The following is a 22949-nucleotide window of genomic DNA, read 5'->3' as shown; positions in this document are numbered from 1 at the left end:
CATGAAAGGCGACGCGACAGCGCTGGCCGAGGCGATCCGCACTGGGCGTCTCACGGCAAGCGAGGCCATGGCGGCCTCACTTGCCGCTGCCGCATCGCGCTCCGATCTCGGTGCGCTTTGCCATATCGACGCCGACCTTGGTCGACGCGAAGCGGCGGCGGCCGATGAAGAGCACCGAACCGATCCCGACCGGTTTTCTAGCAGGCCATTCGGCGGTGTGCCGACGCTTGCCAAGGACCTTGGCGGTCCGTTTGCCGGGCTGCCGGTGGTCGCCGGCTCGCGGCTGTTCGCTCGTCATCGGCCCGACGCCGCCGATTCCGATCTCGGAGGCCGCTTCCGTGTCGCCGGTCTGCTGCCGTTCGGCCTGACGACGGCACCGGAATTTGGTCTGTCTCTGGCAAGCGAGCCGGAGATTGGTCCGCTCGCCCGCAATCCGCTCGATTCCATGCGCACACCCGGCGGCTCGTCGGGTGGCGCGGCGGCGGCCGTTGCTGCGGGCATCGTCGCCATTGCGCACGCGACCGATGCCGGCGGCTCCATCCGTGTGCCGGCTGCCTGTTGCGGCCTCGTCGGGCTGAAGCCCAGCCGAGGTGTCATGCCGGCCGGCCCCGCCTTCGGCAACCATCTCGGCGGTATAGCTTCTGAACTCTGCGTGTCGCGTAGCGTGAGAGACAGCGCGAGCCTGCTTTCGGTCGTTGCCGGCAAAACAAGGGGACCGTTCGCGGATGTATCCCTTGCCGAGCCGAAGGCTGGTCCTCTGAAGATTGCCCTTCTTTCGGAGACAGGACCAGATTTCCCGACGACTCCCGAGCGGTCCGTCGCCATCGAGGCGGCTGGCCGGTTTCTCGAAGCCTCTGGTCATCGGCTGGTTCCAATCGCCTGGTCAGATGTTGCGACCATGGCTTCGGCTTCGGCGCGCCTCTTCTACGACCTCGTGGCCACCAATCTGGCGGCTCTCTCGGAAACCGATGGCATCGACATCTCGCTGACGGAGCCTATGACACAGGCCTTCGCAAAGCGGGGAAGGGCCCTTTCCGCGGCCGCGTTCTGGCGTTCACAGACGGCCGGCGTTCTGGTGTCGCGCAATCTCTGGCGGTTGTTCGACCGGGTCGACGTTTTGCTCGCGCCGATGCTGGCCACGGCGCCACCGCCGATCGCCTCTTTCCCCTCAGATCATGACGATACCGATCTTCATCTCAACCGCATGATCTCCCTGGCGCCACTTGCGACACTCGGCAACATCTCCGGCTTCCCGGCGCTGACCATGCCTTTCGGCGCCGATGCCGACGGCTTACCATTGCCCGTGCAGATGTTCGCCCCGCTGGGAGCCGACCGTCAGCTGCTTTCGCTGGCGGCGATGCTCGAACAGGACGATCGCTGGCAACATCGCTTCCCCGTCGCGGGATTGCCGTCATGACCGAAACGGTTCTGGAGATCGATCGCGTCAGCAAGAGTTTCGGCGACAACAAGGCCAACGACGCCATCTCGATGACCCTTGCGCGGGGTGAGATCGTTGCCCTGCTCGGCGAGAACGGCGCCGGCAAAACCACGCTGATGAGCATCCTGTTCGGCCACTACATGCCCGATGAAGGGCATATCCGTGTCGAGGGTGCCGATCTGCCGCCCGGCAAGCCGCGTGCCGCCATCCACGCCGGTATCGGCATGGTGCACCAGCACTTCTCGTTGGCACCCAATCTGACGGTGCTCGAAAACGTCATGACCGGCACCGAGAGGCTGTGGTCCATCCGCTCGGAGACCGGGCGGGCCAGGACGAAGCTGAAATCACTCGCCGAGCGTTTTGGTCTCGTTGTCGATCCCGACGCTCGGCTCGGCGATCTGTCGGTCGGCGAGCAACAGCGCGTCGAGATCTTGAAGGCGCTCTACAACGACGCCCACATCCTGATCCTCGACGAACCGACGGCGGTGCTGACCAACCTCGAAGCCGAGACGTTGTTTGCCACACTGAAGGAAATGGCCCGCCAAGGCCTGTCGCTGATCTTCATCTCGCACAAGCTCGACGAGGTGATGGCTACCGCCGATCGCGTCGTCGTGCTGCGCGGCGGCAAGGTCGTCGCCGAGCGTCGGTCGGCCGACACTTCGAAGGCCGAACTGGCTGAACTGATGGTTGGCCATAGGGTTGCCCGCCCGGTGCGCGAGGCGCACCAGCGCGGTGAGGCGGTCCTCGAAGCCGCGGCCGTTTCAGTGCGCATCGACGGCGTCGATCGCTTGAAAGAGGTCAGCTTCCGCCTGCATGCCGGCGAGGTGCTCGGTATCATCGGTGTTTCAGGCAACGGCCAGACGGTGCTTGCCCGTCTGCTGTCCGGAACGCTTGCCCGCAGTTCGGGCGACATCCTGCTCTATGGCGAGGCGATCGGCGATCTATCGGTCGCAGATACCGTTGCCGTCGGCATTGGCCGTATTCCGGAGGATCGTACCCACGAAGGGGCAATCGGCGAGATGACCGTCTGGGAAAACGCCGTCCTGGAACGCATCGACGAGCCACGCTTTTCCCGCCGTGGCCTTGTGGATCGCAGGGCCGCCGTTGCCTTTGCCGATAGGATCGTTCGCGATTTCGACGTGCGCGGTGGTGGCCCGCTCACGCGCACGCGTCTTCTGTCGGGCGGTAACATGCAGAAGCTGATCCTCGGCAGGAATCTGGCCGAGCGGCCACCCATCCTGATTGCCGCCCAGCCGGCGCGTGGCCTCGACGAGGGTGCCGTTGCCGCCGTTCATGCCCGCATCCTCGACGCCAGAAAGGCGGGAACTGCCGTGCTGCTGATTTCCGAAGACCTCGATGAGGTGATCGGCCTTGCCGATCGCATCCAGGCCATCGTTGGCGGGCGTCTGTCGCCACCGGTGTCGGCTGATGAGGTGGATGCGCGCGCCCTCGGTTTGATGATGGCCGGTGCCTGGAAGAAAGAGGCGGCCTGATGCGCTTCGAACGCCGCGAACACCGGCCACTCGCTCTGATCATTGTCACGCCGCTTCTCGCCGTCGCAGCCGCTTTGGCGCTGTCGGGCATCTTGATTGCCGCCGCCGGGGCACCGGTGCTGGAGGCCTATTGGCGCATTCTGGTTGGCGCCTTCGGTTCGCGTCTCTCCGCCACCGAGACGCTGACACGGGCGACACCCTTGATGCTGACCGGCCTTGCCGCCGCCGTTGCCTTCCGCGCCCGCGTTTGGAACATCGGCGGCGAGGGCCAATTCTACTTCGGCGCCATTGCCGTTGCCGCCGTCGGCTCGAAGCTCTTGGGCAACGCCCCCGGCTATTTGTCGATCCCGCTGCTGCTGATCACTGGCGCCTTCGCCGGCATGATTCTGCTGATCATTCCCTTATGGCTGCGGCTGCGGTTTTCGGTCGACGAAGTGGTGACCAGCCTGCTGCTCAACTTCGTCGCCGTGCTCGTCGTCTCCATGTTGATCGACGGACCACTGAAAGATCCCCTGGCGTTCGGCTGGCCGCAGAGCCAGTCCGTACCGGACGTCGCGATGTTGCCGAAGCTGGTGTTCCGGTCTCGCTTGCACTGGGGCTTTGGCATTGCCCTCATCCTCGCCTTTGTCGTCCATTTCGTGCAGAGCCGAACCGTGTTCGGCTTGAAGTCGCGCGCCGCCGGTCTCAGCCCCGAGGGCGCCGTGTTTGCCGGGGTACCGCTCGCCCGGACGCTGCTTCTTGTCGCTTGCGTTTCCGGCGGCCTTGCCGGTCTGGCCGGTGCTGTCGAGGTGATGGGCGTCAAGGGTTACGTCACCACCGATCTTTCGCCGGGCTTTGGCTATTCCGGCATCGTCGTCGCGATGCTGGCCGGCCTTCATCCGCTGGGCGTCGTGCTGGCGGCGCTGTTCACCGCCACCATGTTCGTCGGTGCCGATGGCATGAGCCGTGCGCTGAAGATCCCCAGTTACATCGCCGATGTCACCGTCGCCTTGTCGCTGATTACCATGCTGGTGGCGGTGTTCTTCGCCCAGTACAGGATACGCCGATGAGCACTGTCCTCGACATCGTCGCTTCGGCCGGTCTCTGGGGAGCGGTACTCCGGATCGCCACGCCGCTGATCTTCGGGACCCTCGGGGCCCTGCTTTCAGAGCGGGCCGGCGTTCTCAACCTCGGCATTGAAGGCATCATGACCTTTGGCGCCATGAGTGGCTGGCTAGCCGTCTACCACGGTGCCGATCTATGGACGGGCCTTCTTGTCGCGGCGCTTGCCGGCGCCACCTTCGGCCTGCTGCACGCCGCGCTCACCGTGACGCTCGGTCTCTCGCAGCACGTCTCCGGCTTGGGCGTCACGCTGTTCGCTTCGAGCTTGAGTTATTATCTCTTCCGCCTGATTGTACCGCTGGCCAGTTCGCCGCCGACCATAGTGCCGTTTCAGCCGATCGCCATTCCCGGCCTCACGGACCTCGCCTTTGTCGGCCCGGCTCTCTTTGCCCAGACGCCGCCGACTTATCTGGCGATATTGCTCGCCCTGCTGCTCGCTTATGTGGTGTTCCGCACGCCGCTCGGCCTCGCCATTCGCATGACCGGCGAAAATCCGCACGCCGCCGAAGCTCAGGGCGTCAATCCCATGGCGGTGCGCTACGGCGCGGTGATCGTCGGCTCGGCGCTGATGGCGGTTGGTGGCGCCTTCCTGACGCTGTCGGCCTTCAACAGCTTCTTCCCGACCATGGTACAGGGGCGCGGCTGGATCTGCATTGCCCTCGTCGTCTTCGCTTCATGGCGACCGGGACGGGCGCTGTTCGGGGCGCTGCTGTTCGCCTTCTTCGATGCCTTCCAGTTGCGATTGCAGACGGCAGTGGACGGCGTTCCCTATCAGGTCTTCCTGATGACGCCCTACATCCTCTCCATCGTCGCACTCTGCGTCATGGCGCGGCGCGCCCACGTGCCGCAGGCGCTGATGCAGCCTTATCGTCGTGGCGAGCGTTGAGCTCTCGCCTCACGCGGCGTATCGATGGATGGAAAGGGTGCGCCTGGGGAGCAGATAAGTCCAAGCGAGAGCGCCGAACAGGCTTGCCCGCCGCTTTCCCTTCCTGAACTGGGGATAGCTCGCGAAGCTGTAGCTTGAGTTCAGGCGCCCGGTGCGCGACAGCCAGTCTTCAAAATCGTTGAGGATGAGCCCGCGCGCTACGTCATGGTCGCCTTTGGCTAGGCCGAGCGCCACGGTGGCTATCTCGTCGAGGCCATCCACCGGACATTGTGCTGTCTGGCTCCGAACAAGGCTAGCGTCCACTCGAGCGATGAGTTCACGTGGAAATTTCATCGTTCTCTCCTTCCGCAACGCCACACTACATCCCTGGAAATATCATGATTTTGCGTTGTGACAACGTGGACATTTGATTGATTCGACCAAAGCGCAGCTTTGGGTAAGCGAATGGTTGCCGACATAGTCGGAACTGCTACTCCCAAAGGGTCATCCATCGACTTGAGTAAAACTAATCGTCATGCGTGTACTGGAAAGAACGTAAGCCCGTCGTCCGCTCCGGTATCGCAGGGTAAACGACAAAAAGCGCGGCAACCGCCACGCCCGTCGTCAGGACCATGTGCTGTGGTAAGGATCAGAAGCTGCCGCTGTCGCGTAGGGAATGCTCAACGCGCAGGATGCGGCGGGTCAGCGTCGCCGACAGCACCAGGCCGGGAACGGACATCACGCCGACGAAAATCAGGATCGGCGTCTCGCCGAAGCCGAGCATGCTGCCGACCGCCCAGGCAAAGGCGACGATGGCACCCAACATCTCAGAGACGATCAAGAGCGTCGCGCCGACCGCCGAGATGACGGCGTCGGTCTTGGTATAGCGAACCTCGTGGGGCAGATCGTCGGTCTTGACCAGCATGTAGTTGCGTCCTGGATGCGGCCGTCTTCGCGGCGCGTTCGTCGGCGCGCATCAAGAGCCAGCGACGGCCCGCTGTCAAGTGCGGACGGCTCCAAACTGACGATCGTCACACGCTGCGAACGGCTTCCGGTGCCCGCAAAGCGCGGAAGCTAGGCACCGGTAAGCTCGCCGGCGACTGAGGTCACAAATAAAAACGGCCGGCGCGGGATGTCCTGCGCCGGCCGGCAAAATCTTTGGTTGAGACCAGAGGTTACTCGGCCTTGGGCTCAGCTTCCTGCTTGATTTCCTGGCCGGTGGCCTGATCGACCACCTTCATCGACAGGCGGACCTTGCCGCGCTCGTCGAAGCCCATCAGCTTGACCCACACCTTGTCGCCTTCCTTGACGACGTCCTTGACATTCTGGACGCGCTGCGCAGCGAGCTGGGAGACGTGGACGAGGCCATCGCGGGTGCCGAAGAAGTTGACGAAGGCGCCGAAGTCGACGCACTTCACCACGGTGCCTTCGTAGACGGCACCGATTTCCGGCTCAGCGGCAATACCCTTCACCCAATTCATGGCGGCCTGGATCGCCTTGAGGTCGGAAGAGGCGAACTTGACGGTGCCATCGTCCTGGATGTCGATCTTGGCGCCGGTCTTCTCGACGATCTCGCGGATGACCTTGCCGCCCGAACCGATCACTTCGCGGATCTTGTCGGGGTTGATCTTCATCACTTCGATGCGCGGCGCATGCTCGCCGATCGACGAGCGGGCGCCGGTCAGTGCCTTGGACATCTCGCCGAGGATATGCTCGCGGCCACCCTTGGCCTGGGCGAGAGCGACCTTCATGATCTCCTCGGTGATGCCGGTGATCTTGATGTCCATCTGCAGCGAGGTGATACCCGCCGCCGTACCGGCAACCTTGAAGTCCATGTCGCCGAGGTGGTCCTCGTCACCAAGGATGTCGGACAGCACCGCGAAGCGCTCACCTTCCTTGATGAGGCCCATGGCGATGCCGGCGGTCGGCGCCTTCAGCGGCACGCCGGCGTCCATCAGCGCCAGCGACGAGCCACAGACGGTGGCCATCGACGACGAGCCGTTCGACTCGGTGATCTCCGACACCACACGGATGGTGTAGGGGAACTCGTGATGAGCAGGTAGCTCCGGATGAATGGCGCGCCAGGCAAGCTTGCCATGGCCGATTTCGCGGCGGCCAGGCGAACCCATGCGGCCGGTCTCACCAACGGAGAAGGGCGGGAAGTTGTAGTGGAGCAGGAAGCGTTCCTTGCGGGTGCCTTCCAGCGTTTCGATATACTGCTCGTCCTCGCCGGTGCCGAGCGTGGCAACCACGAGGGCTTGCGTCTCGCCGCGGGTGAACAGCGCCGAACCGTGAGCGCGCGGCAGAACGCCGACTTCGGCCACGATCGGGCGAACCGTCTTGAGGTCGCGACCGTCAATGCGCAGGCCGGTATCGAGCACGTTCCAACGGACGATCTTGGCCTGCAGGTCGTGGAAAACGTTGGCAACCTTTTCCTTGTCGAACTTCGGCTCCACGCCCTCGGGGAACAGCTCGCCCATCACCTTGGCGCGGGCGGCGTCAACGGCGACATAGCGCTCCTGCTTGGCGGTAATCTTGTAGGCAGCGCGGAGGTCGCTCTCGACGATGGCGAGAACGGCAGCCTCGATCTCCGAAACGTCGGGGGCGGCGAACTCACGCGGCTCCTTGGCGGCGCGCTCGGCAAGTCGGATGATGGCGTCGATCACCGGCTGGAAGCCGCGGTGGCCGAACATCACGGCGCCGAGCATGGTGTCTTCGTCGAGCTCCTGAGCCTCGGACTCAACCATCAGCACGGCATCACCGGTACCGGCGACGACGAGGTCGAGCTTGCTGTCGACCATCTTGTCAACAGGAGGATTGAGCACGTAGGCGCCTTCGATCAGGCCAACGCGGGCAGCGCCAACCGGACCCATGAAAGGAACGCCCGAGATGGTCAGCGCAGCCGAAGCGGCGACCAGAGCGAGGACGTCAGGCGCGTTCTCCATGTCATGGCTGAGCACGGTGACAATCACCTGAGTGTCGCACTTGTAGCCATCAGGGAACAGAGGGCGAATCGGACGATCGATCAGGCGCGAGGTGAGCACTTCGTGCTCGGCTGGACGGCCTTCGCGCTTGAAATAGCCGCCGGGGATCTTGCCGGCAGCGAAGGCCTTTTCTTCATAATTGACGGTCAGCGGAAAGAAGTCCTGGCCGGCCTTCGGCTGCTTGGCAGAGACGACGGTGGCGAGGACCGACGTTTCGCCGAGCGTCGCGAGCACCGCGCCATCGGCTTGGCGAGCGACACGGCCCGTCTCGAGGGTCAGCTTCTGGCCGGCCCAGTCGATCTCGACTTTCTGGATATCGAACATGCGTTTATTCCGTTCTTGTCTGTTCCGGCGCGCGGCCCACGGGCAAGACGACGAGAAGCTCCTCCCGGATTTCGGGGCGAGCGTCTGGCAATCCTGCCCCAGGGTGCGGAACACGCCGGAGCGGCGCTCGCCCCGGCGGGGCGACGGCGCCTGTCGTTCTTGCCCGCTTCTGCGGGCGGACCCCACGCTCCCGTCTCAGGGCGGGGGGAAACTGGTGCCACCCCGGCGGGCCGGAGCGGCGAAAGGGGGAGGGCAGCGAACCGCCCGTCCCCCGGAAAGGTCCGTCAGCGGCGCAGGCCGAGGCGGCCGATCAGCGCGGTATAACGCCCGGCTTCCTTGCGCTTCAGGTAGTCGAGAAGCTGGCGACGCTGGCTCACCAGCTTCAGAAGACCACGGCGGGAATGGTTATCCTTGACGTGGCTCTTGAAATGCTCGGTGAGGTTGGCGATGCGCTCCGAAAGGATCGCCACCTGGACTTCCGGCGAACCGGTGTCGCCCTCGAGGGTGGCGTATTCCTTGATGAGAGCGGCTTTGCGCTCGGCAGTGATCGACATCGGGAACTCCTTGTCGTTGGATAACAAAAATGGCCCGGCCGGGATGTCGTCCAGCCGGGTCGGTACAACCTGTGTCATCAGGTTGCGGCCTCTTTACAGGAAAATGTGTTCAAAAGCCAGCGACAATCCGAAGCCGGCCAAGCGGCTCGATATTGGGGGGCGTTGGAAACGCCTCCCATATTCCGATTGGCGGTTTGTCCTGCCACCAAGGCAGGCAGGAAATTTGCGACTTGATATCAGTCGAGTAGAATCAGGCGCACCGGCTTCAGCTCGCCGTGCTCCACCTTGGCGAGGGCGATCAGCCGGCCGCGCTCGAACACGCCGACCGCCTCCTCTTCGACCGGCGCGTCGCGTCCGCGCAGCAGCACCGGGTTGCCGTTTCTGAGCCGGATTGCTTGGTCGGAGGTAACGTCGAGTTGCGGCAGATCGGCCAGGGCGGCTTCGATTGGGGTCAACAGGGTCAGCGCGTCGCCGTCCGCCTCGAGCGCTGCCTGCAGTGCCTCGAGGCTTACCATGTCCTGCTCGCCGAATGGACCGACGATGAGCCGTCGAAGCTCGATGACATGGCCGGCGGTGCCGAGCCGACGCCCCATGTCGCGGGCGATTGCACGCACGTAGGTGCCCTTGCCGCACTCGGCCTCGAAGATGGCGGTGTCGGCATCCGGGCAGTCGATCAGGTCGAGCCGGTGTACCGTCACCGGTCGCGCTTCGAGTTCAACGATCTCGCCGGCGCGGGCCAGATCATAGGCGCGTTCTCCATCCACCTTGATCGCCGAGAAGGATGGCGGCGTCTGCAGGATTTCGCCCTCGAACTCGCCGAGCACGGCTTGGATTTCTTCGGCGGTCGGCCGGTGGTCGGAAACGCGAGACACCTCACCCTCGGCGTCGTCGGTCGTCGTCTCCTCGCCCCAACGCACGGTGAAGCGATAGAGCTTGTCGCCATCCATCACGTAGGGGACGGTCTTGGTCGCTTCCCCCAGGGCGATCGGTAGCATACCCGAGGCGAGCGGATCCAGCGTGCCGGCATGCCCCGCCTTGGGCGTGCCGAAGATACGCTTCATGGCGCCGACCGCCTGCGTCGAGGTCATGCCAAAGGGCTTGTCGAGCACCACCCAGCCGTGGACCGTGCCTTTTTTCTTGCGTGCCATACTTGAATCCTGCCTGCGCCGACCGGGGATAGAACCCGACGCGGCGAAAATGCGGCGGACAATGCGTCCGGAAGGCGCGCTCGTACACCGGCGACCAGAGGAAGGCAAGGCCTGGACGATTGCGGCAGCCATACCGGTATGGAAAGGTGGAGCCGCCGCTTCCCGGCGAATCTCCTGGAGTTCATATGTCTTTCGGCGTCTTTGCCGCCGTCCTTGCGGCCGCCCTCGTCCATGCTGGCTGGAACGTTCTCGTCAAGGGTGCCGCCGACAAACTCGCCATGACGATATCAGTGGCCATCGGTGCCGGGCTCGTCGCGGCGATGGTCCTGCCGTTTCTGCCGCTACCGGCTCCTCAAAGCTGGCCCTTCGTCGGTGCTTCGGTACTGCTTCAGAGCGTTTATTACCTGTTGATCGCCCGTGCCTATCGCGTGGCCGACATGAGCCTTGTCTATCCGCTGATGCGCGGTGCGGCGCCGGTGGTCGTGGCACTTGCCGGAGCTAGCCTCTTCGGTGAGGTACTGGTTGGTGGACAATGGCTGGCGGTCGGTCTTATTTCGAGCGGTGTCGTGGCGCTCGCCCTCGGCGCTTTCCGGCAGCAGCCTCTAGCCACCACCGGCGTCATCGCCGCCCTTTGCAACGCCATGGTCATTGCCGCCTATACACTCGTCGATGCCAGTGGTGTGCGCCTTTCCGGATCCCCCATCGCCTACGCACTGCTGCTCGCCGTGCTGACCGGCGTGGTCACTGTCGCGCTGGCGCTTGCCGGCGGCGCTCGCCCGCGCCTCAATGCGCGTACGCTTGGTCTCGGTTTGGTGGGGGGTGCTGCGACCACGCTCTCTTATGGCGTGGCGCTCTGGGCCATGACGCGCGCGCCGGTGGCACCAGTTGCCGCCCTGCGTGAGACATCGATCGTGTTTGCTCTGATATTGTCACGCCTGGTGTTCGGCGAGAAGGTTGGCGGGCGACGCTTCGCCGCCGCCTGTCTTGTCATGGCTGGCGTTGCGGCCCTCCGCCTTTTCTGACGTCAGCTCGCGGCGGCCTGCTCGGTTACCACAACGCCACGGTGGCTGATGGCTGGCACCTTGCCCATCGGGTTGTTGGCAAGATAGTCCGGCTTCAGTTGGTCGCCGGTTCGAATATCCAGAGCGTGAAGATCAGAGGGCACGCCGAGCTCTTCCAGAAGGAAGCGGGTGCCAAAGGCGCGGCTCTGAGGCGCATAATGGAACGTGATGCGGTCGTCGGTCATGAAACCCTCCTTACGGCCGCGCCAGTGGCGCGTCGATGGGAGCTTCGACTGGAAAGCTGTCAGGATCTGGCAGCTGCGCTTCTGACGGGATCCGTCACTCGTCCTTGCCGTCGACTTCGCTGGAATCGGCTGGTGCCTCGAGGTCGCGCGCGACGTCGGGCGAATGCAGCAATGCGTCGATATGGGCGGTCTCGTCAAAGCGATCATCGTAGCGGAAGACGAGCTCGGGGGCGAATTTCAGGTTGACGCGATGCGCCACCTGGCCGCGTAGCCAGCGAGAATTGCGCGTCATTGCCTTCTCGGCCAGCTTTGGGTCGCCGCCGCCAAGCGGCGTAATGTAGACGGTAGCGTTGCGAAGGTCGGGACTGACGCGGACCTCCGGTACGGTGACCATCATTCGCGTCACTTCGTCGTCAATGAGTTCGCCGCGTGCAAGAATCTCGGCGAGCACGTGACGGACCAATTCGCCGACGCGAAGCTGGCGCTGGGAGGGGGCGCGGGGTTGCCCCTGGCTTTGGCCGTGCTGGACCATAATCAGAACCTCGGTTGGAGCATCTCCTGAACAGATGGACCCATCTGATCAAAAAGGGAATGCTTTGCATTTCTCAGGACGCGCGTGGCGTTGGTGACGGAGCATAGTCCCGTGGTTCGGATTGCTTCAATCCGAAGCGGACAAGCTACCGGGACGCCGGCTGGCTTCTTTGAATGACGCCGCGAAGGCAATCAGATCAGCCCTGCCGGCAAAGGCGGAAAGTGGCAGGACCAGCGCCGGGCGGTTGTCGGCGAGGATGTAAAGATGCCCTGCATCCATCTCGACACGAACGCCTTCCACTGCTGGAATGGCAATTGCCACCCCGCCGATCGCGCCTTCGAACCGACCATTGGTAAAGTCGACTTGTCCCGCCCCGATCGGATGCTGCCGAGCTGCCCGCGCTTTCTCGGCCTTGAGGACGAAACGAGCGCCCTGCCAAGCCACAAGCCCGATCAGGCCAAAGGAAGCGAACCACACCGGCCAATCGGCGTTCCGAGTGAACCAGGAGACGACGATGAGCGGTGGCAGAGCGAAGGCGTAACCGAGAAGCGACCGCCAACTCCGGTCCGCCGGCTTTAGCACCGCTTCCAGCGCCAACGCGTCAGCCGCCCCCGTCGTGAAAACGAAGCGGCGCGGCGCCGGCATGGAGGGAAAGGATTCGGCGGCGTCGGTCATGGCATACCGTCGAAAAGGGCGTCCGGCATCCCATGGGGACGCCGGACAAACCATTACAGCGTACGGGCGATCTCTTCGACGCGGAAGCACTCGATGACGTCACCGGAGCGCATATCCTGGTACGCCTCGAAGTTCATGCCGCATTCCTGGCCGGCATGCACTTCCTTGACGTCGTCCTTGAAGCGCTTGAGCGTGCCAAGCTTGCCTTCGTGGATCACCACGTTGTCGCGGATGAGGCGCACCGAAGCACCGCGCTCCACCATGCCCTCGGTCACGCGGCAACCCGCCACCTTGCCGATCTTGGAGATGTTGAACACTTCCAGGATCTCGGCATTGCCGAGGAAGGTCTCGCGCCGCTCGGGGGTGAGCATGCCGCTCATCGCCGCCTTCACGTCATCAACGAGGTTGTAGATGATGTTGTAATAGCGGATCTCGATGCCGTCGCGATCGGCCGCGTCACGGGCCTGCTTGTTGGCACGAACGTTGAAGCCGATGATCGCCGCGTCGGAGGCCGAGGCCAGCGTGACATCGGATTCGGTAACGCCACCGACACCGCCATGGATGACGCGCGCCGCCACTTCCTCGTTGCCGAGCTTTTCGAGCGAGGCGACGATGGCTTCGAGAGAACCCTGCACGTCGGTCTTGACGACCAGCGGGAACTCCTTCTTGCCGGCGGTCTGCAGCTTGGTCATCATCTGCTCGAGAGAGCCGCGCGAACCGGAGGCCCGCTTGGCGACGTTCTCGCGCTTCTGACGGACGCGGTATTCTGTGATCTCGCGGGCACGGGCCTCGTTCTCGACCACGGCGACGCGGTCGCCGGCGTCGGGCGTACCCTGGAAGCCGAGCACTTCGACCGGCATGGCAGGGCTGGCGGCGTTGACGTTGGCACCCCGGTCGTCGAGGAGCGCGCGCACGCGGCCCCACTCGGAGCCAGCCACCACGATGTCGCCCACCTTGAGCGTGCCGCGATCGACCAGCACGGTGGCCACCGGACCGCGCCCCTTGTCGAGCTTGGCTTCGATGACGATACCTTCGGCGGCGCGATCGGGATTGGCCCTAAGCTCCAGAACTTCCGACTGCAGCAGGATCATCTCGAGCAGTTTGTCGAGGTTGGTCTTGGTCTTCGCCGAGACTTCCACCTCGAGCGTGTCGCCGCCCATCGATTCCACTTGAATTTCATGACGCAGCAGTTCGGTGCGCACGCGCTCGGGGTTGGCGTCGGGCTTGTCGATCTTGTTGATGGCGACGATGATCGGAACGCCGGCAGCCTTGGCGTGGCTGATCGCCTCCACCGTCTGCGGCATGACGCCGTCGTCGGCCGCCACCACGAGGATGACGATATCGGTCACCTTGGCACCACGGGCACGCATCGCCGAGAAGGCGGCATGGCCCGGAGTGTCGATGAAGGTGATCTTCTGGCCGTTCTGCTCGACCTGGTAGGCGCCGATGTGCTGGGTGATGCCACCGGCTTCGCCGGCCACCACGTTGGCGTGGCGCAAAGCGTCCAGCAGCGAGGTCTTGCCGTGGTCGACGTGGCCCATGATGGTGACCACAGGCGGACGCGGCTGCGTATCCACCGCGTCGTCGGGGACATCGAACAGACCCTCTTCAACGTCGGATTCGGAGACGCGCTTCACCGTATGCCCCATCTCGGTGGCAATCAGTTCGGCGGTGTCGGCGTCGATCACGTCGTTGATCTTCAGCATCTGCCCCTGCTTCATCAGCAGGCGGATGACGTCGACGGCGCGCTCGGCCATACGGTTGGCCAGCTCCTGGATGGTGATCGCCTCGGGCAGGATCACTTCGCGGAGCACCTTCTCGCGCGGACCGGTTTGTTGGCCGCGACGTTCCTTCTCGCGCTTGCGCTTCAGCGCAGCGAGCGAACGAGAGCGCTCGCCCTCATCATCGGAGAGGGCTGCGGAAATGGTCAGGCGACCCTTGCGGCGATCGTCTTCGCCGGCCTTCTTGACCGGCGCCGGCACTGGCACGCGCGCCTTCTTGGCAGCGAGCAGCTTGCCGCGCGGATTCTCTTCTTCTTCGTCGCCAGCAAGTTTGCCGCGCGGGGTCGCCTCGGCGGCGGGACGCGGCGTGCCAGTCGGCGCAGGCTTCTTCTCGGCCACCGGAGCTTTCGGCGCAACGACCGGCTCGGCGGGCTTCTGCGGTGCGGCCTCTGTGGGATTCGCCTTGACGCGAGCTTCCTCTTCAGCCTTGAGGCGGGCTTCCTCGATGGCGCGAGCGGCGGCCTCTTCGGCCTCGATCTTGGCGCGCGCCTCTTCCTCGATCTTGCGGCGGGCCTCTTCCTCGGCGCGGCGCTTTGCCTCTTCTTCGGCACGCTTGCGCGCCTCAGCCTCGCGGGCGATGGCCTCTGCGAGGGCGGCTTGGCGGGCCTCGATCTCATCCTGGCTGAGCGTGCGGAGCACCATGCCGCCTGGCGCCGGCCGGCGCTGCTCACGCGGGGCAGCTGGCGGGGCATCGCGGCGAGCAGGCTTCAGGCTCTCTGAGATCGACTTCTGAAGCTGCGCGGTCTGCGTCGCCTGCGGGGTTTCGAGCGGCCCGCCTTCGCCGTGCTTGCGCGACTTCTTGGTCTCCACCACGACGGCCTTCGTCCGGCCATGGCTGAAGCTCTGCTTGACCGTTCCCTGCTCTACGGTGCGCCGGGAAAGGGTCAGCGTCTTCTTGGGCGCCATGGACGTGCTATTGTCGTCGGTGTTCTTCGTATCGCTCATGCCGTACTCTATCCTCGCGGGCCGCAGCGGCGCCCCGGACGGGCGGCGCAATGGCCAATCGTATTCGCGAACCTCATGAAAGGTCCGCTGTCCAGTCCGTGTCCGGCGCTTCGCCCCTGTAACGGGCCAGCGCTGCAGCGCATTTCAGGAAGCTGGTGCTCGCCCCACCGGCAAGCAGAGCAGCATGTATCACATTTGCGCCGCCCAATGCCAAATCCATTTCGCTCGACGCGAAGATTCCGGCGATGACCTTCGGTCCGGAATGCGGCGGTTGTTGCCATAATGCCGCATTTCCGGGCATTTCATCTTCGTTTCCGCCGCTCCCGATGGCACGAAGACGCCGCCTGATCACCTGTCCAACCTTGCGCCGACCGTCGTCAGCCGCCTCTCGGGCATGCAAAACGGCGATCACGCCACCTTTGCCGACCGCCTCGCCAACCTGCCCGAAGCCGGTCACCACAAGGCCCGCCTTGCGCGCCATCGACAACGCCGACAGTGCCGCTTTCAAAAGCAACGCCTCGACCAGATCCGGCAAATCATCGCCGGCTTTAGCCTCAGCCTTGAGCCCACGCGAAAACGCTCGTTTGCGTACCGCCTCGGCAACCACGTCGCGGCGACAGGTCACCCAGACGCCACGGCCCGGCAAGTTGCCACGAACGTCCGGCACCACCGTACCATCGGGTCCGCAGACGAAGCGGACGAGGCCCTCGGGCGGCTGCGCGACGCGTGTCACGATGCAACTGCGTTCCGCCGTCTCAGACCTCGGTGCCATCGTCCTCTTTCCGGTTGGGAGGCCGCCACGCGGCCTCCGTCACTGTCTTCAGTTCGCTTCTTCGACGATCTCTTCGACCTCGTCTTCAACGACTTCCTCTTCCTCGGCCGGAGCCTCGATCCAGCCTACGGCAACGCGCGCCGCCATGACGATCGCCTCGGCGTCGGCACGGCTAAGGTCGAGATCGGAGAGGCTGCCCTTGTTGCGCACGGTCTCGCCGTTCTTGCGTTCCGTCCAGCCGACGAGGTCGTCGGTGGCACAGCCGGCGAGATCTTCCACCGTCTTCACGCCATCCTTGCCGAGGGCGACCATCATGGCAGTGGTGATTCCGGGGATCTCGCGCAGGGCGTCGTCAACGCCGAGCTTGATCCGCTCCTCGTCGAGTTCGCGTTCCTTGGCGTCGAGGAAGTCCTGAGCGCGCGCCTGAATTTCCTCGGCGGTCTCCTCGTCGAAGCCCTCGATGGCGGCGAGCTCGTCGCGCTCCACCGCGGTGAGTTCCTCGACGGTCGAGAAGCCCTCGGTGGCGAGCAACTGGCCCACAACTTCGTCGACGTTGAGCGCGTTCATGAACAGCTCGGTGCGCTCGTTGAATTCCTTCTGGCGCCGCTCGCTCTCTTCCTGCTCGGTCAGGATGTCGATCGCCCAGCCGGTCAGCTGACTGGCGAGGCGCACGTTCTGGCCGCGGCGGCCGATGGCCAGCGACAGCTGATCGTCGGGCACCACCACCTCGATACGCTCGGCGTCCTCGTCGAGCACCACCTTGGCCACTTCGGCCGGCTGCAGCGCGTTGACGATGAAGGTGGCCGGATCGCCCGACCAGGGAATGATGTCGATCTTCTCGCCCTGCAGTTCCTGCACGACGGCTTGCACGCGGCTGCCACGCATACCGACGCAGGCGCCAACCGGATCGATCGACGAATCCTTGGAAATGACGGCGATCTTGGCGCGCGAGCCGGGGTCGCGGGCGACCGACTTCACTTCGATGATGCCATCATAGATTTCCGGTACTTCCGAGGCGAACAATTTGGCCATGAAGAGCGGATGGGTGCGCGACAGAAAGACCTGGGGTCCCCGCTGCTCGCGGCGCACGTCGTGAATGATGGCGCGAATACGATCGCCATAGCGGAAGCTCTCGCGCGGGATCAGTTCGTCACGGCGGCAGATTGCCTCGCCACGTCCGAGGTCGACAATGACGTTGCCGTATTCGACACGCTTGACGACGCCGTTCACCACTTCGCCGGTGCGGTCCTTGAATTCGTCGAACTGCCGGTCGCGTTCGGCTTCGCGCACCTTCTGCACGATGACCTGCTTGGCCGACTGGGCGGCGATACGGCCGAAATCGATCGGCGGCAACGGCTCGGAAATGAAGTCGCCGACGAGGGCGGCCGGGTTGCGGCGCTGAGCCTCGACAAGGTCGACTTCCGTCGAAAAGTTCTCGACGCTTTCGACGACTTGCAGGAGGCGCTGCAGTTTGATTTCGCCAGTGCGCGGGTTGATCTCGGCGCGGACGTCGGTTTCAGAACCGTAGCGCGAACGGGCTGCCTTCTGGATGGCGTCCTCCATCGCAGCGATGACGATTTGCCGGTCGATCGACTTCTCGCGGGCCACCGCGTCGGCGATCTGCAAGAGTTCCAAACGGTTCGCACTGACGGCCATTATCTTCGTCTCCTACCCTCGATGGGGTTCCTATTCCGTCCTTCGGGGGTGTCCCCGGCTTTCTTCAGGCGGCACTGCCGCCCATCGTTCTCAGCTCTTGCCCGCCTTGAGCGCTTCGCGGATCAGGGCTTCGTTGAGCACGAGGCGCGCCTCCGACACGGTATCGAGCGGAAACTCGATCTCCTTGGTGCCGTCCTCCAACGCCTGCAGGAGGCGCAGCCCCCCTTGTCGTCCTTGACGCCCGTGAGCCAGCCACGAAAACGCTTGCGACCCAGCAGTGGAACAGCGAGCTCCAGCTTGGTCTCGAAGCCTGACCAACGGACAAAATCCGATCGCCGCACCAAGATCCGATCCATGCCGGGCGACGACATCTCAAGGCTGTAGGCCTTGCCGATCGGATCGTCGACATCGAGCAGCGGCGAGATCACGTTGCTTGCGGCCTCGCAATCTTCAACGCTCATTGTGCCGTCGGCCTTCTCGGCGAAGATCTGCAGGGTCACGCCGTTCAGACCGCTCATGCGCACGCGAACGAGGCGAAAGCCGAGATCGATCAGTGCCGGCTCGATGATGGCGGCAACCCGCGCCTCAACGCCAGTCTCTGTCACCAGACGCGGCTCGTCGAGCGTCGTTTCGACACTCTGGCCGCCGAGCGGCGGAAGGGGCGGCTGGTCCTCGGACGTCATCGGTCGGCAGTATCCTTCGCGGCGCGCCGTCACAGGCAATAAAAAAGAGCGGGACCTTTCGGACCCACCCCCAACCCGCTTTGTGAAGCGCATCAGAACTGATGAACCCCATATAGGCCGCTTTTGCGCGAAAATCAATGGCGAGCGCAACTGTCATCTACAAGGCTGCCGTTGCGACTGCGCCGATTGCAGAAACGACAAGAATTTACCGCGCGCGCGGCAGCCGGCGGAAGGTAAGATAGGCCGAACCGCGTCCTTCGCGGCGTGCTTTGGCCTCATAGCGTGTCCCTGGCCAGCCTTCCCACGGTTGCCGCCAATCATCGGGGGCCGAGGCCGTCCAGACGAAAGCCGGATTGGCGCGAACGTAGCGGAGCGTCCAGTCGACATAGGTGTCGATGTCTGAGGCAAACCAGAATTCGCCGTCATCCTTCAGCACGCGGGCGAAGCGGGCGACGGTGTCGGATCCGACGAAACGGCGTTTCCAATGGCGCTTCTTCGGCCAGGGATCGGGATAAAGCAACAGCACGCGGTCAAGCGAAGCCTCAGGCAACCAGTCCAGAACCTTGACCCCATCCTCACCGCTGAGGCGGATATTGGTGGAGCCCTCGGCAGCGATGCGACCAAGGGCTTTGGTCATGCCGTTGACGAAGGGTTCGACGCCAATAAAGCCGACATCCGGCCGCTCAAGAGCCCGGTGGACCAGGTGCTCGCCACCGCCGAAGCCAATTTCCAGTCGAATCTCGGACAGCTGCGAAGGGAAAAGCGCGGCAAGTTTGTCGGGGGCGGGCATTGCCAGATCGAGCGACAGCTTGGGCAGGTCGACCTCGAGCCGCTCGGCTTGGCCTTTCCTCAGGGTCTTGCCTTTGCGGCGGCCGAAGAAGGCGCTCTCTCGGGGCTCGTCGGGCCTGTGCTCCGCTCTATGGTCGTCGTCGCTCATCGTCGTCCGTTGCATGAAAAACCCTGGCAGCAGAGCGCTCAGGGAAACAAAAAGCCGGTCGCCGAGCTGCCCAGGGTAATAAAAAGCCCCGGCAGCTTGGCTACCGGGGCGGTGTCTAGCTTAATTCTCTGCCTCAGGCGAGGGCAGACTTCAGGGCATCGACGAGGTCGAGCGCTTCCCAGGAGAAGCCGCCGTCCGCCTCGGCCGCCCGGCCGAAATGACCATAGGCCGAGGTGCGGGCATAGATCGGCTTGTTGAGGCCAAGCCGCTCGCGGATGCCGCGCGGGGAGAGGCGAATGAAGTCACGGTCCCCAAGCACCGTCTCGATCTTGGCCGGGTCGACGTTGCCGGTGTCGTGCAGATCGACATAGATCGACAGCGGGTCGCTGACGCCGATGGCGTAGCTGAGCTGGATGGTGGCACGGTCGGCGAAGCCGGCGGCCACGATGTTCTTGGCGAGCCAACGGGCCGCGTAAGCAGCCGAACGGTCGACCTTGGTCGGATCCTTGCCGGAGAACGCGCCGCCGCCATGCGGCGCCGCGCCGCCGTAGGTGTCGACGATGATCTTGCGGCCGGTAAGGCCGGCGTCGCCGTCGGGACCGCCGATCACGAATTTGCCGGTCGGATTGACGTGCCAGATGGTGTTCTCATCGACCCAGCCGGTCGGCAGGGCTGCGACGATATACGGCTCGACGATGCGGCGCACGTCGGCCGAGGTGAGGCCGTCGGCGTGCTGGGTGGAGAGAACGATCTGCGGCGCGCGCACCGCCTTGCCGCCCTCATAGGCAACGGTCACCTGGCTCTTGGCGTCGGGCCTCAGCAAGGGCTCCTGGCCGGACTTGCGGGCTGTCGCGAGATCGCGAAGGATCTTGTGGGCATAGTAGATTGGCGCCGGCATAAGCTCTGGCGTCTCTCGGCAGGCGTAGCCGAACATGATGCCCTGATCGCCGGCACCTTCGTCCTTGTTGCCGGCCGCGTCGACGCCTTGGGCGATGTCCGACGACTGTTCGTGCAACAGGATATCGATCTTGGCGGTTTCCCAGTGGAAACCATCCTGTTCGTAGCCGATGTCGCGGATGGCTTCGCGCGTCAGCTTCTCGATCAACGCATTGTCGATGGACTTCGGGCCGCGCGTCTCGCCGGCGATGACGACACGGTTGGTGGTGGCGAGCGTCTCAGCCGCCACGCGCGCCTGCGGTTCGGCGGCGAGGAAAGCGTCGACGATGGTGTCGGAAATACGGTCGCAGACTTTATCGGGATGTCCCTCCGAGACGGACTCGGAAGTAAAGAGGTAGTTCTGGCGAGACATAGGGTTGACCCCTCAAAGAAGACGTCGACGTGGTCGACGGAAGACTGGTCTGTCGCGGTGGCAGTCCGTCGCGGCGCCTTCTTTTCGCAAGCCGCCACGAAAAGCGCAAGCTCCCCTCGCCAGCCCACGCGCGTTTGAAAAGCGCTGTGCATTCGGCGCCACGGCGATGGCAAATTTATCTTGCGGAAAAGATTAAAACGGAAAACTTCTTCCTGTGGGGAGAGATTCGGAAGACGTCGTAAGTGCAACAAAAATAAAACGGATCGGTCGACCTCGGTCGACACGATCCGCTATGGCTTCAAGCTCTTTCCGCTCAGGCTTCGCCATCCTCGGCGGCCAGCGTCTGGACGAGGTCGACGATGCGCCGGCGGACGCGAGCATCCTTGATGCGCACGAAAGACTTGTTGAGAGACAGCCCCTCGGTCGACGACAGGAAGTCCACGACATAGGAATGACTTGGGCTTTCAGCGAATCCCGCGGCCTCCTCAGGTGTGCCGGGCGCATCCTCGAAGAAGAAGGACACGGGCACCTTGAGAACGGTGGCGATATGCTGAAGACGGCTGGCGCCGACTCGATTGGTGCCCTTCTCGTATTTCTGAATCTGTTGGAAGGTAATGCCGAGTGCTTCGCCCAGCTTTTCCTGGCTCATGCCGAGCATCATGCGACGAAGCCTGACGCGGCTTCCAACATGGATATCGATGGGATTGGGGGACTTCTTGCTGGCCATTTGGGTCTCGTCTGCGGATTGAACCCGCGGTTACCGATGAGGCTCGCAAGGCGCGGTCGTTGTTTGTTGTCTTGCGGCCCATTTCTTGGCATACGAACCAAAATGGGCTCGTTGCGCGCTTGGATTGTTGTCTTCGAACGAGAAGTTGTCAACTCCTGGTTCTACGTTTTCTCTTTCCAAGTAGTGCCAACAAGATAAAGAAGACATTGAAAGCCAAGAGAAAAGTTGACCCGCCGTGTTGAAAGAAAGTCATTGGGCGTTCGGACGGCACAAAACCGTCGAGCACGCCGTCTTCGCCGAGCGGTAAACTTGCAACTGTCCTGCCATAAGCGTCGATGATTGCGGATATGCCCGTGTTGGCCGCTCTCACCACAGGCAGGCCTTCCTCGATCGCCCGCATCCGAGCGGCATCCAGATGCTGATGGGGGCCGGTGCTGCGTCCAAACCAGCCGTCGTTGGTGATGTTGACGAGGTAGTCTGGGCGCCCGCTTTCCGGCAGAACCTCACCTGGGAAGATCGCCTCATAGCAGATCAGCACAGAGAAGGACGGATGACCGGCGATGGCGATCAGCTTGCGTCGCGGACCTGATGAAAAGCCGCCGATACCACGAAACAGTTCGCCGACACCGAGCCGGTGCAAAAGCGCGCTCAATGGCATGTATTCGCCAAAGGGAACAAGATGCACCTTGTCATAGGCGGCGAGGATGGCGCCGGCGTCGTCGATGGCGAATAGTGAATTGTAGTAGCGGCGCCCTCCATCGGCCACATCATCGGTTGGCTCGACACGCGGCGCACCGGTGAGCAGGATCGTCCCGGGCGACAACAGGTCGGCGATACGCGCAAGCGCCTCCGGCTCTTCGGTCAAGAAAAAGGGGAGTGCTGTCTCCGGCCAGATAATCTCCGAGAAGGATATGGCCCCGAGCGTCTGAGGATCCGTCTTGCGATCAGAGAGGGACACCAGTTTGTCGAGCGCTTCCTGCTTTTTTTCGGGCGACCATTTGGCGGCCTGATCGATATTGGGCTGCACAATTCGGATGCGGGCATCGGCCAGTACCGCTTCGCCGGTCGGCGCGGCGGTGGCAAGCCGATGGATGCCCCAGCTAATGTCGGCGACAACCAAGGCCAGCACTAGCGCGATGCTCAGCCGGCGCAACCACGGATAATGGCCCTGTTCATCGGCAAGAAGCACCGGGGCGGCGAATACGGCTATGCCGGCGAACGTCAGGCCGTAGATGCCGACGACGCTCGCCCCTTGCGCGGTAAGGTCTGTAAAGGCCACCGCCTGTCCGAGCAAATTCCACGGGAACCCGGTCAGCACATGGCCGCGCAACCACTCTGAAGCGCCGAGTCCCACAGCCAGAGCGAAGATACGAGTTGGGCCATCACTCCACAGCAAACGGGCGATCAGAGCGCCGAAGGCGGTGAAAAGGGCCAGGCCGGCGGCCAGGCCGGCGACGGCAAAAGGCATCAGCGGAACAAGTTCCGACCGTCCCTCGGCCAGGAAGGCCATTCCCACCCAATGGAGGCCGGCGAGGAAATAGCCGAAACCGAACCACCAGCCGGTGACAGCGGCCGGTCTCAACCGGCGGACGCCACGCGGCCCGGCAACCACCGCGCCATCGATCAGCAGCACCAGGGCCGGCAGTGTCAGAAACAGGATCGGCCCGGCGTATATCGGCGACAGGGCAAGAGCGGAGAGGGCGCCAGCGGCAAAGGCTGTCAAACGCCGCGGCCATCCCCAGAGGAGCAGGAGCCGCTGGGCACAAGTTTTTAACATGG

The 22949-nt window shown here is 63.8% G+C and carries 21 protein-coding genes; 5 read left to right on the top strand and 16 right to left on the bottom strand.

All coding sequences use genetic code 11. The features are described from left to right. The first annotated feature begins 1 nt into the window (after nt 1). The 4 genes from AB6N07_RS00615 to AB6N07_RS00600 are packed head-to-tail and all read left to right on the top strand — an operon-like array spanning nt 2 to nt 4918. Complete coding sequence (locus AB6N07_RS00615; RefSeq protein WP_370675903.1) at nt 2–1417, top strand: amidase; 1416 nt, start codon at nt 2–4, stop codon at nt 1415–1417. Beyond that, on the top strand, nt 1414–2931 hold the full coding sequence (locus AB6N07_RS00610) for an ABC transporter ATP-binding protein (protein ID WP_370675902.1): 1518 nt from the start codon (nt 1414–1416) through the stop codon (nt 2929–2931). Before AB6N07_RS00615 ends, AB6N07_RS00610 begins: the two co-directional genes overlap by 4 nt. Beyond that, a complete protein-coding gene (locus tag AB6N07_RS00605) occupies nt 2931–3980 on the top strand; it encodes an ABC transporter permease (RefSeq protein ID WP_370675901.1) in 1050 nt (349 codons plus the stop codon). Before AB6N07_RS00610 ends, AB6N07_RS00605 begins: the two co-directional genes overlap by 1 nt. Continuing rightward, complete coding sequence (locus tag AB6N07_RS00600; protein ID WP_370675900.1) at nt 3977–4918, top strand: ABC transporter permease; 942 nt, start codon at nt 3977–3979, stop codon at nt 4916–4918. The genes AB6N07_RS00605 and AB6N07_RS00600 overlap by 4 nt, the downstream gene beginning before the upstream one ends. Nucleotides 4919–4927: 9 nt before the next feature. On the opposite strand, the gene AB6N07_RS00595 is transcribed toward AB6N07_RS00600, so the two are convergent. The 5 genes from AB6N07_RS00595 to truB all read right to left on the bottom strand — a co-directional run bounded on the left by AB6N07_RS00595 (nt 4928) and on the right by truB (nt 9907). Continuing rightward, complete coding sequence (locus tag AB6N07_RS00595; protein ID WP_370675899.1) at nt 4928–5251, bottom strand: hypothetical protein; 324 nt, start codon at nt 5249–5251, stop codon at nt 4928–4930. A 295-nt stretch (nt 5252–5546) separates the two neighbouring features. Further along, the gene (locus AB6N07_RS00590; protein ID WP_370675898.1) at nt 5547–5822 is read right to left on the bottom strand and encodes a hypothetical protein; all 276 of its coding nucleotides are present in this window, start codon (nt 5820–5822) and stop codon (nt 5547–5549) included. Nucleotides 5823–6072: 250 nt separating this feature from the next. Further along, the gene (gene pnp / locus AB6N07_RS00585; RefSeq protein ID WP_370675897.1) at nt 6073–8205 is read right to left on the bottom strand and encodes a polyribonucleotide nucleotidyltransferase; all 2133 of its coding nucleotides are present in this window, start codon (nt 8203–8205) and stop codon (nt 6073–6075) included. A 284-nt stretch (nt 8206–8489) separates the two neighbouring features. Next, complete coding sequence (gene rpsO, locus AB6N07_RS00580) at nt 8490–8759, bottom strand: 30S ribosomal protein S15 (protein ID WP_370675896.1); 270 nt, start codon at nt 8757–8759, stop codon at nt 8490–8492. Between the two features lie 236 nt (nt 8760–8995). Further along, a complete protein-coding gene (gene truB / locus AB6N07_RS00575; RefSeq protein ID WP_370675895.1) occupies nt 8996–9907 on the bottom strand; it encodes a tRNA pseudouridine(55) synthase TruB in 912 nt (303 codons plus the stop codon). Nucleotides 9908–10092: 185 nt separating this feature from the next. Here truB and AB6N07_RS00570 point away from each other — a divergent pair, with 185 nt between their 5' ends. Further along, a complete protein-coding gene (locus AB6N07_RS00570) occupies nt 10093–10929 on the top strand; it encodes an EamA family transporter (protein ID WP_370675894.1) in 837 nt (278 codons plus the stop codon). Between the two features lie 2 nt (nt 10930–10931). Here the strand turns inward: AB6N07_RS00570 and AB6N07_RS00565 are convergent, their stop codons facing one another. The 11 genes from AB6N07_RS00565 to lnt all read right to left on the bottom strand — a co-directional run bounded on the left by AB6N07_RS00565 (nt 10932) and on the right by lnt (nt 22893). Next, nucleotides 10932–11153 carry a glutathione S-transferase N-terminal domain-containing protein gene (locus AB6N07_RS00565; protein WP_370675893.1) on the bottom strand — a complete coding sequence of 74 codons (222 nt, stop codon included), beginning with the start codon at nt 11151–11153 and terminating at the stop codon, nt 10932–10934. 94 nt (nt 11154–11247) lie between these two features. Further along, nucleotides 11248–11685, bottom strand: a complete 438-nt coding sequence (gene rbfA / locus AB6N07_RS00560) for a 30S ribosome-binding factor RbfA (RefSeq protein ID WP_370675892.1) — start codon at nt 11683–11685, stop codon at nt 11248–11250. Between the two features lie 126 nt (nt 11686–11811). After that, complete coding sequence (locus AB6N07_RS00555) at nt 11812–12360, bottom strand: hypothetical protein (RefSeq protein WP_370675891.1); 549 nt, start codon at nt 12358–12360, stop codon at nt 11812–11814. A 53-nt stretch (nt 12361–12413) separates the two neighbouring features. Further along, entirely contained in the window at nt 12414–15086 is a 2673-nt protein-coding gene (gene infB, locus AB6N07_RS00550; protein ID WP_370675890.1) for a translation initiation factor IF-2, read from the bottom strand. Nucleotides 15087–15159: 73 nt separating this feature from the next. Next, entirely contained in the window at nt 15160–15858 is a 699-nt protein-coding gene (locus AB6N07_RS00545) for an RNA-binding protein (protein ID WP_370675889.1), read from the bottom strand. 48 nt (nt 15859–15906) lie between these two features. Then, entirely contained in the window at nt 15907–17514 is a 1608-nt protein-coding gene (gene nusA, locus AB6N07_RS00540) for a transcription termination factor NusA (protein ID WP_370675888.1), read from the bottom strand. Nucleotides 17515–17636: 122 nt separating this feature from the next. Beyond that, a complete protein-coding gene (gene rimP / locus AB6N07_RS00535) occupies nt 17637–18197 on the bottom strand; it encodes a ribosome maturation factor RimP (protein ID WP_370675887.1) in 561 nt (186 codons plus the stop codon). Nucleotides 18198–18402: 205 nt separating this feature from the next. Further along, on the bottom strand, nt 18403–19134 hold the full coding sequence (locus AB6N07_RS00530) for a tRNA (guanosine(46)-N(7))-methyltransferase TrmB (protein WP_370675886.1): 732 nt from the start codon (nt 19132–19134) through the stop codon (nt 18403–18405). A gap of 133 nt (nt 19135–19267) precedes the next feature. Then, the gene (gene metK, locus AB6N07_RS00525; RefSeq protein ID WP_370675885.1) at nt 19268–20443 is read right to left on the bottom strand and encodes a methionine adenosyltransferase; all 1176 of its coding nucleotides are present in this window, start codon (nt 20441–20443) and stop codon (nt 19268–19270) included. Nucleotides 20444–20756: 313 nt separating this feature from the next. Then, nucleotides 20757–21170, bottom strand: a complete 414-nt coding sequence (locus AB6N07_RS00520) for a helix-turn-helix domain-containing protein (protein WP_370675884.1) — start codon at nt 21168–21170, stop codon at nt 20757–20759. Nucleotides 21171–21318: 148 nt separating this feature from the next. Then, entirely contained in the window at nt 21319–22893 is a 1575-nt protein-coding gene (gene lnt / locus AB6N07_RS00515; RefSeq protein ID WP_370675883.1) for an apolipoprotein N-acyltransferase, read from the bottom strand. Nucleotides 22894–22949 lie beyond the last annotated feature (56 nt).

This window comes from Pleomorphomonas sp. PLEO (assembly GCF_041320595.1).
Taxonomy (GTDB): Bacteria; Pseudomonadota; Alphaproteobacteria; order Rhizobiales; family Pleomorphomonadaceae; genus Pleomorphomonas.
This window is presented reverse-complemented; position numbering and strand designations above follow the sequence as displayed.